This is a genomic window from Streptomyces griseiscabiei, assembly GCF_020010925.1.
Taxonomy (GTDB): Bacteria; Actinomycetota; Actinomycetes; order Streptomycetales; family Streptomycetaceae; genus Streptomyces; species Streptomyces griseiscabiei.
In genome coordinates this window covers 1-13,080 of sequence record NZ_JAGJBZ010000007.1, presented here as the reverse complement: position 1 = coordinate 13,080, position 13,080 = coordinate 1, and the positions used below count along the sequence as shown (strand labels likewise).

The following is a 13,080-nucleotide window of genomic DNA, read 5'->3' as shown; positions in this document are numbered from 1 at the left end:
GCCTCGGTGCGTGGCCGCGTCTTTGCAGGCGAGCGGTCTCGGGCGAGCAAACACCCCAAGTAGTGCCGTCTTTTTGTAGGCCTACTCTTGTAAGGCCTATAAAAAGACGGCATAGTGAGAGTTGCCGGAAGCGCCGCCCCACCAACCCGCAGGAGGACTCCTGATGTTCACCGCCATCGTTGCTGTCCTGGGCACCCTCGCCGGATCGCTCCTGACCGGTGCACTCCAGCACTACAGCCAGCGGGCCGCCCGCCGGGCCGAAATGGAGTCCGCCCGCAGCAGCGAGGCCCTGGCCGCCGTCGCGGACCTGGCCGCCGCGCTGGCCGACCACCGCCGCGCGATGTGGGTGCGCGAGGACCTGCGCCTGCGTCACCAGGACTGGACGGAGGCCAGGGCTGAGAGCCACCGCACCCGGTCCGCCCTCACCGTTCCGCTGTTGCGTGTGCAGCTGCTCATGCCCGCCGTGGCGGACGCCGCACAGGCTGCCGCCCGCGCGACCTACGCCCTGCGCGGGGGTTGGGAGTCGGGGGAGACCGGACTCGCAGCCCGCCGGGAGCACGCCATCGCCAAGACCGACGAACTCGTCGCGGCAGCCGGCTGCCACCTGTCCGCAGCCTGAAGACCCCAACCACAGACCAGACCACACGGTGAGCGCACCCCCAGCGGGTGCGCTCACCGCGCGCGTTCGGCTCCGGGACCACTCGGATTCGAGTCGGATCGTTCGATTACGCGCGACTGCCCGTTCGGGCGGCGGGCGCCCCGCGCGCCTTCCCGGCCCGACCACAGTCCCGACCACGGCCCCGACCATGCAGGCCAGAGGCTTGTCCGACCCCCTTGTCCAAAACCCTTGTCCGGGCTTGCTCACGTGGGCTTTTGCCTGGGCAAGCCCGCTGGCCGACCTGTCATCAGCGTGACCTCGGCCTGCCGCAGCCTGTTGTACGACGTGACGGCCTGTCCGCCGCCGCCAGGCCCTGGGCAGGCCGGGACCTGCGATGACATGCTGGGCAAGCCGAACCCCCGCCCCCGGGGCAGCAGGGCCGATCGCCAGTCAGCCGCTGTGCTGCAGGCGCTGCTGGCAGGCAGCAGCTGACGGGGAAGATGCTGCATCCGGTGCGCATCGGGCAGCAGTTGTGCAGCGAGATGCTGCGCAGCCGGGCGGGCGGGAGTGATTTCCCCTACAGATCGCCCTACAGGGCCCCCTACACTCCCCCCTACAGTGATCATGGGTTCGTACAGCTGCGTTCGTGCAGCTCAGCGCGTGAATTCGGGCCTGACCAGCACTTCGACACCCCTTCTACTCCCACCTTGATGTCAGTGAGGGGTGGTGGAGTTGGTCGTCTCGGGGTCGCTGGGGGCCCAGGTGCCCGCCCCGGCCCCGGGGTGGCTGCCGGCGCTGCGCGCGCCGGGCGGGCGCGCCGCGCGTCGTGCGGCGGGACGAAGGAGCGGGAGGGGATCGGACGTGGGCGGGACGCGGCGGTGGCCGTACGGGTCGACGGCGCGGGTGCGCAGCCTGGTGCTGCTGGCGTTGGGCGTGGTGAAGGTGGCCACGGTCTCGCAGCTGCGCCAGCTGGTGGTGCCCGGGACGGCGGATGTGCAGACGGTCCGCAACGCGTGCAAGGACCTCAGGGGCGCGGGCCTGGTGGAGTCGGTCGGGTCGACCAGCCGCCCGGGCAAGTCGGGGCAGCCGGTGACGGAACAGCTGTGGAACCTCACCACGGCCGGCCTCGCCGCGGCCGCGACCGAACTGGACCGCCCGCTGCGCGACATGGGCGGCACCGCGAGGGACGCGGCGAAGGCCGGCGCCGCGCACGCGCTGAAGGTGACCGACACGATCGACGCGTTCCGCCAGTCCGAGCCACTGCCCACCAAGCCGGTCGGCCGCGCGCAGCCGACCGTCCCCGCGCAGTCGGTGCGGCAGGCCGTCGCCCGCCCGCCGGGCCTGGGCAAGCTGCGCGGCTGGACCACCGAGGTCGCGCTGCCCGTCGTGGGGACGTTCACCGCGCCCGGCCGGGGCAGCCTGCGCGCGGACGCAGTCCTGACCGCACCCGAGGACGGCGTGCCGGTGCTGTTCGTCGAAGTCGACAACCACACCGAGCCGCCCGCCCAAGTCGCCGACAAGATCGCCCGCTACCGGCGGTTCTTCCAGCGCGCGACGAAGGACCACCGCGGCCGCGACGTGCCGCTGTGGTCGACGCTGTGGGAGGACTCCGGCCGCGGCGGCTTCCCGCCCGTCGCGATCGTGTTCACCAAGCCGGTCGGGCCGCGCATCATGCAGGAGCGCATCCGGGAAGTCGGCCGCCTGTCCCAGGAACACTGGCGGGGCCAGTGGCACACCGACTACACCGGCCCCGATGGCGCGCGGGACGGCTACCGCGACTACGCCGGCACCGTGCCGGTGCTCGCCACCACCCTGGCGCTCCTGGCCGACAAAGGCCCCCGAGGGCCCGTGTGGTGGCGCTACGGCCACGACGCGCTCGAAACGCTGGACCAGGCGCTGGACAACCCCGACGACTACCGCGCCTACCACCTGCGGGACGAACAGCGCCGCGCGGCCCGCCAGGCCGAGGAAGACGCCCGCCGCCAGGAGTGGGAGGAGGAACGCCGTGTAAAGGAGGCCTCGAAGTGGGCGTGCCCGTCCTGCGGCAACGACGTCTACCCGGACCCGGAGGCCGGCCTGGTGCCCGGCGTCGGCGAGTGCTTCCCCTGCCGCACCCACCGCGCCCGCCTCGAACAGGAGGAACGGGAACGTGCCGAAGCCCAGGCCGAAGGTGAACGTGAACGTCGCCGCGACGGCCTGTTCGGCTGGCGCCGCTGACCGTGCCTTTGATGCTGATCTGTGGTGAATGTGCTGGTGGGGGCGGCGAGTTGCAGAAGAAGCCCCTGTGTTCTCACGGGGCGTGGAGCGTAGATTGCTACACGTGATCGAGCCGCGGTGGCCGGATCGCTCGAGCGAGGCCCCGCCGCAGACCCCCACCTGCAGGAAGGATCCGGCTGGATGACGGACATCGTCGTCGACGGCGCGCGCCGTCATACGCACAGCCAGACCCGCACCGTGTTGCCCGCACCCGGGGGCGCGGCATGAGCGACGACGGGGAGATAGCTGGCGCACCCGACCCGGCAGCGGTGAGCCAGCCGCTGCCCCCCGAGGTGCCCATGCAGCGCCCGCCAGCCCAACCCGAGCTGTCCGACGGCCCCTTCACCGACGGCCCGGAAGGCGAGTGGTGGCGCAGGCCTGCACCGCCCACGGAGGTTCCCGCGCCGCGCTCCGAGCCCGCTGCCGGGCCGGGGCCGGACGCGCCAGTCCAGCCGAGCGGCGATCACGGCCAGGACGCCGGGGACGGCGCGGCCGGGCAGGAGTGGTGGCGCAGCTCGGACGTGCGGGAGGAGTGGCGCGACACCTGGGCCACCCATGGCCAGGACGGCATCGCCGCCGCGACCGAGATCGGCAGCTACATCGGCGACGCGATCGCCTCGCGCCTGCCCGACCCGCACGCCGCGGCCGCCAAACGCGGGCTGGATCTGCGCTGGCTGCGCCTGAAGTACAACATCCCGGCCCTGTTCATCGCGCTGCTGGTGACCTGGCGCAGCCAGACCGCTGTGGACCGGATGACCAACTTCGTGGCCGAGGACGGCATCTTCGCCCCGCTCGGAGCCGTCCTCCTGTTCGTCCTGCTCCTGGGCCTGCTCATGGTGCTGCCGATCGGCAGCTGGCTCGCCTCGGCCTTCAGCGACCTAGTCAGCTGGCTGGTCACGGGGCTGATCCGCCTGACCGGCAAGGCGTGGACCACCCCCTACATCGGCTACGTGCTGCGCCTGATCGTCGCCGTGGCCATCTGGAGTTTCGTCATCGCCGTCGTCCGCGTCATCGGGCGCGCGGCACTGCACTTCCTCACAGGAGCGTGAGTCATGAACACCACGGGAGCCGCCGCCGGCGGCATCGGCGCGGTCGCGCTGGGCCTGGTCCTGCTCTTCTACCAAATCGGCCGCTGGCGCGGCGGTGACCCGACACCGAAGATGCACTTCTTCGCGGGGGTGGCCCTGGCGGCTCTGCTGTTCCTCGGAGGCGGCCTGTTCGGCGTGATGGGCGGCGCGGCCGCCGCGTTCGGCGACGGGATCGGCACCTACGCCCTGGAGGGTGCCACCGGGGCGGTCGCCAAGGCCGGAGCACACGGCCCTGTGACTGGCGGGGAGAAGGTCGCCGTCGGCGGTGCGATCGCCGGCCTGTGCCTGCTCGCCCTGTACCTCGGTCTGATCAAGTCCGGCAGGTACGACCTCAAGGAGCCGCTGCTGCGCGGCGCGGCGGTCGGCGTGTTCCTCGGGGCGAGCGCCGGGCTGATCGGGATGGCGCTCGGTCTGATCCGCACCTCCGGCAACACCATCGGCGACATCCTGATCAACACGATCTGAGCACGGGGAGACGGGGAACCATGGCCGGCACCTTCAGCGATGGGGTGCGCCACCTGCGTGCCGAGTGGGGCCGCTGGTGGCGTGCCGAGGATCTGACGGACACGCATGTCGCGCACAAGATCCTCAACGATCAGTACCGCATGTGGCGGGCGATGCGACAGCGGGCCAACGCTGAAGTCCAGTCCAACATCAAGCTGCTGAAGGACCAGCAGCGGCAGCAGACCTACATGCAGATGCAGCGCATGCAGATGATGCGGCGCGGCGGCGGCCGCGGTGGCGGCGGCTACTACGGCGGCGGATACGGGGCCTCCCCGATCATCAGCTACCGGATGATGCAGTGGGCGCAGCTGCAGATGCGCATCGGCCAGGAGGAGTTCAAGCACCTCGAAGTCACCGACTCGATGCTGCAGATCGGCTACGGCCAGGTCGCCCGCACCCGCCACCGAGCCGCCTTCGCCTGGTTCCTCGCCCTGCCGCTCCTGTGGGCGCTGCTGTGGTGGATCTCCATAACCGTCGGCCTCGCGGTCACCGCGGCCACCATCGCCGTCTTCCTGATCGTGGCCTTCGCGCAGGGCCGTAACCCCACCCGGCGCCGCCCGCCGGTGCCCAAGCTGCTGTTCGTCCCGTCGACGGCACCCGCCCACACCGAGCTCGAGGACGACGACCCGGAGCCGTTCCCGATCCGCGAGGCCGGCAACAACCCGCGCCAGGCGCGGGAAGCGGTACGGCTCGCGCTGAAGAAGGAGGCGGCGAAGGTCAAGGTCTCCGAGGTGCTGATCCCGGAGGAGACCGTCTACGGCTGGAAGGTGCCGCTGGTCATCGAATCCGGCGAAGTGGTGAGCGTCCTCAAGCAGCTGGCCAAGACGCTGCGGGTGGGCGAGTCGCGGGTGATGGCGCAGCCCGCCGACCCGAACGACGCCGCACTGGTCACCTTGCAGATCCTCACCCGCGATCCGTTCGCCGACCCGCCGCCGTACCCGGAGCGGGCGCCGCTGTCGTGCAGCATCCGCAACCAGGTCAGCCTCGGCATCTCCCTCGAGGGCGAGACGACCCCGGTCGTCCTGGCGGGGCAGCACGTGATCATCGTGGCGGACACCGGCGGCGGCAAGACCGCGATGGTGCAGGCGATCGCTGAGTACGTCACTGCCTGCCACGACGCGGTCATCGTCGACGTCGACCCCGTCAAGCGCGGGCTCAAGGCCATCGCCCCGGCCGCCGTCATGACCGCCCGCACGCCGCAGGAGGCCGAGGACGTCCTGGAGGCCTTGCTGGAACGGGCCAAGACCCGCATCGCCTCCATGCCGCCCACCCAGGACAGCTGGCAGCCCACACCGGACGGGCCGGCCATCATCGCCGTACTCGATGAGTTCCCGAAGCTGTCCAAGCGCGGCAAGGCACTCGCGGTCGACCTGCTGCGTACCGGGCGCGAGGCCCTGATCTCCATCGTGCTGGTCACTCAGGACGCCACCAGCGACGTGCTGTCCGACGCGATCGCCGACGCCTTCAACATCCGGATCATGCTGCCCTGCCGGGCCGCCGACGTCCCGATCGTGGTCGGCCGCGCGGACGCCGTTTCCCGCGGCTGGCTGCCGCACCTGCTGGTGCCCTCCCCCGAGCCCGGCTTCCCCGCCGACGCCGGACGCTTCTACGCCATGACCCCCCGGCACCGCGAACCCATCCTTCGGTACGTCACACCGCTGCCCTCGGCCGAGGCCGATCGCCGCACCCGCGACCGGATCGCCGCCGGCCTGCCCCGCCTGGAGACGGCCGCGGGCACGGCCACGGCGACGGCCGCGCTGCCGGAGACCGTCCGCCTGCTGTTCGACATCTTCGCCACGCACAGTGATCCCGAGGCCTTGACCGTCGCGCAGCTTGCCGACGGCCTGGTCGCCGCCGACCCGGCCGTCTGGGGACGCTGGGAAGGCCGCGATGACCGGCTCGCCATGATCGGCCGCACCCTCAAGTCCCGGCTGAAGAAGGAGAAGCTGGACATCCCCACCGTGCGGCTCGATGGCCCCGGCCGGCCGACTGCCTACCGGCTGGCCGACATCAAAGGCGCCCTGTCGTGACCTGGCCCCGGCGTGTCAGTGTCCTGCCATGGCCTGTCCGCAGCGCGTCCCGCACCACGGCCAGCCTGCCGTACGACCTGGCGGCCTGTCCGCCGCCGCCAGGCCACCGGCAGGCCGTGACCTGCAATGACACGTCGGACACGTCGATTTGCCACCCCCGGGGAGAGGGCCGATGACCGCTCAAAACCCATCTATGCACGCCCGCGTCGCCGCCGACGCCCTCGAGCGGCTTGTCCGCGACGTGCAGGCCGGCCGGGCCGAGTGGAGCCACCCCCAGTTCGTCCGCCAGGGCGTCGACGACCTCACCCGGCTCCACACCGCGGCCGCCACCGTCCTGCAGCAACTCGCCGCCGCGTACGGACATCTGAACCGGTCCGGACCGCCCACCGACCAGACCGTGACCGCGCTGAACCAGGCTGGCCAGTACACGACCACCGCCGTTACCCAGCTGCGCCAAGCCCGCCGTACGCTGCACTGACCGTCACCACCAAGGGGGGAACTCCCGTGCCGCACCACCCACTTCACGATCAGGAGCGAGGGGCCGATGCTGTTCGCTGATGGGCCGTGCGACACGGTCGCCGGAGCCGCCGGCGAATACTGCAAGGACGGCAGCAAGAACAGCGGCGGCGGCAGCGACGCGCTCAACAGCCTCGACCCGCTGCACCAGCTCGCGCAGAAGGTCGCGGAAGCCGCGGACTGGACGGCCCGGCACCTCGGCACGGCCATCACCGACCGCAACGCCGTGGACTTCACCAACCAGGGCTTCCTGCAGCAGTACGCGGTCGTCTTCGCCGCCTCCACGATCCTGGTCCTGATCCTGTGGCTGCTGGCCGTCGCCAAGCGCGCCGTACGCGGGGTGCCGATGACCACCGCCTTCTCGGAGGCGATCGGCCTGCTGTGGATCGCGGTCGGCGCCGCCGCCTTCACCCCGCTCATCCTCTACACCCTCGTCAACGCGGTCAGCGGAGTCACCGACGTCTTGGTCTCCGCCCTCGGAGGCGAGCCCGGCGGCGTGTTCGCCTCCCTCGGCACCGCCCTCAAGGACGGCAAGATCGGCGGCGGCCCTATCATCCAGATCGCCGCCTCGCTGCTGACGATCGCGCTGTGCGGCGCGATATGGCTGCTGCTGGTCCTGCGGGCCATGAGCCTGTACGCCGGCGCCCTGCTGGGAGTCGTCGTCTACTCCGGCCTGGTCGACAAGGACCTGTGGGGTCACATACGCCGCTGGGCCGCGCTCATGGTCGGCCTGATCCTGATCGAACCGATCGTGGTGATCATCCTGGGCCTGGCGGCCGCCCTGGAGAACACCGGTGAGCAGGGCCCCGTCGTCACCGGCCTGGGCATCTCCGCTGCCGCGCTCGGTGCCGCCGCATATCTGATCTTCAAGTTCCCCGGGTTCGGCGACAGCATCCAAGTCGCCCGGAAGGTGGCCCGTACCGCCGGCGGCGCGACCCGAGCGGTTACCGGCGGCGCGCCCAACGCGGCGGTCGGCGTCCAGCGCGGCATCTCCACTCACGGCGACCGCGGCGGCAGCGTCAACGGCACCTCGCGCAACGGCACCCCTCGGCCGTCGAACCCGGCCACCGGAGGCATCGGCGCCCACGGCAACCGCACCCCGAAGCCGAAGCCCAAGGACGACAAGTAACCCAGGCAGCACCCACACGACGGGCCCCGGAAGGCACAGGCTTCCGGGGCCCGATCGCGTCGTCCAGCCGCCGCGCGGTCAGCCGCGCAGATTCACCAGAAGGGGCGAGGTGTGCCCGCCGTCGACGGACGACAGCGAGATCACCGCGTGCCCGGGCGGCACCGCGTGCGCGAGCTCGGAGGGCGACCACCGCTCCCGTTCGACCTGCCGTACCGTCACCGCGCGCTGCGTCGGCGCCTTCCCGCTGATCGCCTGCCGCAGCAGATGCCACGCCTTGCCCCCGGCCGTCTCGGCAATGATCTGCCGGTCGGTGACGTCGCGCGCCTCGATCCACTCCTTGCCCCACACTTCGGCGAACTGCTGCCCGTCCCATGCGGTGAGACCCGACAGCGCCACCCGGCAGCCGACCGCCCCCAGCAGCGACCCCCGCAGCGCCGCCGGCACCTCATCGAGGGCGCGCAGCACGAGCACCACACCCGCGTTCGCCGACCGCAGGCGCTGCACGCCCCGCACCGCCTCCGTGGTGATGGCACGGGCGGCGTCATCGAGGACCAGGCAGGCGAACAGCGAGCGGTCCTCGCGGTGCACCACACTCGCCGTGAACTGCGCCAGCAGCAGCCGGGCCAGGACCCGGGACGCGTCGGCATGCCCCCGGTCGGGCAGATCGATCCGCACCCGCACCGGGTGATCGAGGGCCCGCAGCGAGAACGGCCGGCCCTCGCCCGTGGTGTCGAAGAAGGAAGCGAAGGCAGGCCGGTCCAGCAGCGCGATCCGGTCGGCGAGCACCGACCCGGCATCACCCGACGCGGCGGACTGCCGTTCGCGGGCATCGAGTTCGCGCAGCATCGCCTCCTGGCCCGACTCCTCCAGCGACCGGCGCAGCTTCTCGATCTGCGCGGGCGCGCCGTCCAGGAGCTGCCGCAGCTCCGCAACCGAGGGGAACCGGTCGTGGACCGCACGGAACGGACCGAGCAACTGGGCAAGCGCCGTCGCCGCCCTCCGGCTGTCCCCGCCTGCCTGCTCGCTGACGAGATCGCCGACCAGGGCCTCAGCGAGCACGGCGGCCGCCTCATCCGGATCGGTTGTGCCGCCGTACAGATCCAGGTCGTACGCGGAGGAGGGGTCGCCGATCCGGATCACGACGTCGTACTGCTCGCCGCCTCCCAGCATCGCCCCGGCCGCGCCGACGACCACCACCGCGGCCCGCCCCGCGAGGGCCTGCAGACACAGCGCCTCCGTGATCGGGCGGACCACCAGCTGAGTCTTGCCCGACCCGGACGGGCCGACGGCCAGCAGCGAGGTGCCCAGCACCTCCGGGCCGACCGCCAGCCCGGCCGACCGGTACGCGTACGGGTTCTTCGGATCGTCGACCGCCGTGCCCAGCCGCACCTGGTGAGCCAGCAGATCGTGCCGCGCGGACCGGGCGGGCAGATCCCGCACCCCGGACGGGTGCGCACACGCCGCCGCCCCTGCCTCGAGGACGGCAGCGCTGAACGACGGGAGCGGATGACGGCCGGAGCGTACGGACTGCCAGGCCCGCATGATCCGGGCGTGGTCGACGTCGCGCATCAGCCCGGCACGAGCATCGGCCGCGAGCCGGTCGGCGGCCGCCCCCGCCCCGGCGGCCCGCAGCTGCGGCCACTCGGCAGGATCCTCACCCGGAGGCGGCGGCGGGAGCTCGGCCTCGGCCGGCTTGAAGCGCGGGCCGATGTACCGCCGCCACACCTCGCCCCACCGCCCGATCTTTCCTGCGGCGAACAACAGCCCACCGCCGACCAGGGCGTAGTAGCCGTAGTACGTCACCACCGTGGCCACCGGCCCGGCCTGCCCGTGCCGCCATGAGTCGGGTGTCACCAACTCCAGCGGGAGGAACCACCACCAGCCCAGATAGCCGTTGTACAGAAGCGACCAGACCATCCACGCCACCAGCAGGGCCAGCAGCGCACCGATCACCAGCTGGCGCCCGGGCACCCGCTCCGGCTCCTCCTTCGGGCGGGGCTTGTGCCCCAACCGCCAGATCCCCGGCCCGGCTTCGGGCCGCGGCGCCCGCAGCCACGCGAGGAACGCCGCTCCCTCGGAGCCCGGCACCGAGCCCGGCGCGTACGTCGGCGGCTCCGGTATTCGGGACGTCGGCACGGCCGGCGGCTGTGCAGGCGGCTCCGGCACCCGGTCGTGCGGGTGCTGCGCGTCGTACCTGCCCTCGGCATCCATGGCCTTGCCCCCTGACCAGATGGTCGTGTCGATCCAGCCGCTCAATTTAGTGCCGCTACGCTGGTCAAGTCGCCACGGCGGGAGCGGAGAAGGGCCCACGCTGCCGTGGACACTGCACCCAGGAAGCGGCGGCCGCCAGCGGCCTGTCACGCCCCTTGTCACGCTGGGGTGTCACGCCCCCTGTCACGCTCCCCGGCGTGACAGCCCTGAACTGCGCAAACGCCGTCTGGAACCCCGAAAACGGCCCCTTCTCCGATGGCGCGCGACAGCGTGACAGCCACGGTTTGCGAGGCCTGCGGGAGACGGACGCGGCGGCCGGCCCCGCGCGCGGGCGTGTGATGGCGACCCCGACTCGGAGCCGGTCCCGCCAACTGTGTCATCTGTGTCATCGACACCGGGTTTTCCCAGGCGGGGAACCGATCTGTGTCACTGATCAGCTGATCTGTGTCACCGCCGGGCGCGGACCCAGGACCCAGCATCCTCCCGCCAACCTGGGTCCTGGGTCCGCCGTTTTCCCAGGCCGCGGCTCTTGATGGAGGAGCTGGGTCCTGGGTCCATCAGGGCGTGTCACCCGCGCGCCTCGGGGAGCGATGCGGCCGGGTTCCCCGCCAGGTACGTCACCACCGTGCCGGGGACTTCGCGGGAGGGCACCGGCCCGGTCACCGATCCGGGCGCGGCCACGCCGACGGCGGTCAGGGAGTCGGCAAGGCGCTCGGCAGCCTCGGCCGGTCCGGTCACCGCGATCCGCACCTCGTACGCGCCGTTGGGCGCCGCGCCGTCGTCCTCCCGCCGGGCCCGACGGCTGCGTCCGGGCCGCCCCGCATCGGCGTCGGCGCTCATGCGCTGCAGGCAGAGCAACAGCCGATCAGCCGTGCCGGGTGCCCACGGCATCCGGAGATCCCCGGTGGCCGGGTTCAGCTCGCCGCGCCACTGCGCGACGCGATCGCGCACCTGGCCAGACCAGTTCCGGCGGTAGGTGTTCCACCGATGGACGTTGAGTTCTACGACCGGGCCGGTCGGGACGGCCGAACCGAGCCGCACAGGGTGTCCCAGAGCCGCCAGACGCTCCGTCACCACGTCCAGCTCTCCCCACGTCCAGGTGATGCGCCTGCGGCCCTCCAGGGCCGCCTGGAGGGCCTTGGCGCCCTCCTCCGGCGGGACCGCCTCGGCCGGTGCGCCCTTGGTGCGGGGCCCGGCGAGCCGTACGAGGACGTCGACCAGGAGGCGGCCGTCTCCGTCGACGGCGTGGACACGGGCCGCCAGCGGAGGCCGGCGCCGACCGGACGGCGTGGGCTCGGCCGCCAGGACGTCGACCCACACCACCGCCAACGCCGGATCAGCCAGCAACCGACGTGCCCACTCGGTCAGTTCCTCCCGGCGCTCGCGCAGCTCGATCTGGAAGTCGACGATGCGCGCCAGCTTCGCGCACATCGCGCAAAGGTACCGGCCCCGCCGCTCGGCCAGCGGCTGCTGGCAGTTCGCGCCGCAGTCCGAGCACACCCGCACCGTGGACGTACGGCGCCGGTCGGCGGCGGCCAGCTGCCCGCCCGTCGCCTTCGTCGGCACCGACTCCCCGACCGAGTACAGCTCGATGTCCATCTCGCGGCCGCGGAAGTCCCGCCCCGTCACCCAGCCACGCACCGGCCCGCCAGGCTCACGCGGCAGATCCGCCCGCGCCAGCTGCGACTTCGACGCCAGCATCCACGGCACTTCGCCCCACCACTGGTACGACACCGGCGAGTTCCCCGGATCCGGTCCCCGCTGCTGTCCCTCGGACACGGCCGGCACCCCCGCGGCTGCGTCGTGCTGCTGCTCCTGGCCGTCCCCGAGTTCGCCCGCCTGACCCACCGTGCACCACGCCCTTCGTCGCCGCGCGACGACGCCCCGCCGCCGCTGATGACCGACGACGGTAGCCACCAAAACCCCCGCTACGCAACCACCGAAATAGGCTCTGAGCAGCACGTTTTTAGTTTGCAATCCGTTCTTGGATGGTGGGCTCCGACTCGATCCCGCGCGTGACGGCTGCCCGCCAGATCGCGCCGGTCGTTGTCACCTGATCTGCGAGCCGGTTGTACTCATCCAGGGCCTCATCCTCAGCCTGGGACCGGAACTGCCGCGTGGGCATCGCGTCGGGGTACTTGTCGCGCCAGTCCCGCAGCTTCTCGATCGCCTCAGTGCTGGTGTGCCAGCACGCCGACAACGTCGTGGTGTACAGCCCCGAGGGCAGACGTACCGTCACCCCCTCCGGCCACGCGCCATCCCGCGAACCGGGCCAACGGCCCATGTTCAGCGCCTGCTGCGGCACCGGTGGCCACTCGTGATCCCAGCCTCGATCGGCCAGCTCGGCACGCACGCCGTTCGTCACCAGGACGTCCAAGGTGTCCACCAGCTCGCCGCGCTCGCGCAGGTGCGCCTTGTACATCGCCCACTGGGCCCGCTTTGCCGCGGCTTCCCGGCCGGGGAGGCCAACGGCGCTCCACTCCGGCGAGCTGCGCAGCTTCCGAGCTCGGTCCCGCTCGGCCTTGAACAAGGGCTTGAGCCCCTTGAGAACTTCCTTGGTGCCGAACGCCACGCGGGCGGTGACGGTGACGGTGCCTGCCTCGGTCATGGCGGTCATGATGCCGTGTGGTGGGGGTGTGGGGCGTGAGCAGGGTTGGTCTGATTTGCAAGCTGTCGGGGGTTCGGGCCGGGGCGGGGTGGTTGGCCGGCGTCCTGGCCCCCGGGCCCGCGGGCGCGCCTCTCGGCCGT

Annotated in this window: 10 protein-coding genes; 7 read left to right on the top strand and 3 right to left on the bottom strand. The window is 72.0% G+C overall.

All coding sequences use genetic code 11. The annotated features are described in order from the left end of the window. Nucleotides 1–163 precede the first annotated feature (163 nt). The 7 genes from J8M51_RS45775 (at nt 164) to J8M51_RS45745 (ending at nt 8,121) form a co-directional block, all read left to right on the top strand. A complete protein-coding gene (locus tag J8M51_RS45775; RefSeq protein ID WP_086756345.1) occupies nt 164–619 on the top strand; it encodes a hypothetical protein in 456 nt (151 codons plus the stop codon). A gap of 840 nt (nt 620–1,459) precedes the next feature. After that, nucleotides 1,460–2,815, top strand: a complete 1,356-nt coding sequence (locus tag J8M51_RS45770) for a replication-relaxation family protein (RefSeq protein ID WP_179203127.1) — start codon at nt 1,460–1,462, stop codon at nt 2,813–2,815. A 263-nt stretch (nt 2,816–3,078) separates the two neighbouring features. After that, entirely contained in the window at nt 3,079–3,903 is an 825-nt protein-coding gene (locus J8M51_RS45765; RefSeq protein WP_143673206.1) for a hypothetical protein, read from the top strand. Nucleotides 3,904–3,906: 3 nt separating this feature from the next. After that, on the top strand, nt 3,907–4,407 hold the full coding sequence (locus J8M51_RS45760; protein WP_086756352.1) for a hypothetical protein: 501 nt from the start codon (nt 3,907–3,909) through the stop codon (nt 4,405–4,407). Between the two features lie 20 nt (nt 4,408–4,427). Beyond that, nucleotides 4,428–6,476, top strand: coding sequence for a type IV secretory system conjugative DNA transfer family protein (locus J8M51_RS45755; RefSeq protein WP_086756354.1), 2,049 nt, complete (start codon nt 4,428–4,430; stop codon nt 6,474–6,476). Between the two features lie 172 nt (nt 6,477–6,648). Then, nucleotides 6,649–6,954 (top strand): hypothetical protein, encoded by a 306-nt coding sequence (locus tag J8M51_RS45750; RefSeq protein WP_247247602.1) that lies wholly within the window; start codon nt 6,649–6,651, stop codon nt 6,952–6,954. A 66-nt stretch (nt 6,955–7,020) separates the two neighbouring features. Beyond that, nucleotides 7,021–8,121 carry a hypothetical protein gene (locus J8M51_RS45745; RefSeq protein ID WP_086756357.1) on the top strand — a complete coding sequence of 367 codons (1,101 nt, stop codon included), beginning with the start codon at nt 7,021–7,023 and terminating at the stop codon, nt 8,119–8,121. Between the two features lie 78 nt (nt 8,122–8,199). On the opposite strand, the gene J8M51_RS45740 is transcribed toward J8M51_RS45745, so the two are convergent. The 3 genes from J8M51_RS45740 to J8M51_RS45730 all read right to left on the bottom strand — a co-directional run bounded on the left by J8M51_RS45740 (nt 8,200) and on the right by J8M51_RS45730 (nt 12,940). Continuing rightward, nucleotides 8,200–10,332: an ATP-binding protein gene (locus tag J8M51_RS45740; protein ID WP_179202184.1), complete on the bottom strand. Its 2,133-nt coding sequence runs from the start codon at nt 10,330–10,332 to the stop codon at nt 8,200–8,202. 567 nt (nt 10,333–10,899) lie between these two features. Continuing rightward, nucleotides 10,900–12,249, bottom strand: a complete 1,350-nt coding sequence (locus tag J8M51_RS45735; protein ID WP_143673207.1) for a hypothetical protein — start codon at nt 12,247–12,249, stop codon at nt 10,900–10,902. A 49-nt stretch (nt 12,250–12,298) separates the two neighbouring features. Next, nucleotides 12,299–12,940: a hypothetical protein gene (locus J8M51_RS45730; protein ID WP_086756361.1), complete on the bottom strand. Its 642-nt coding sequence runs from the start codon at nt 12,938–12,940 to the stop codon at nt 12,299–12,301. Nucleotides 12,941–13,080 lie beyond the last annotated feature (140 nt).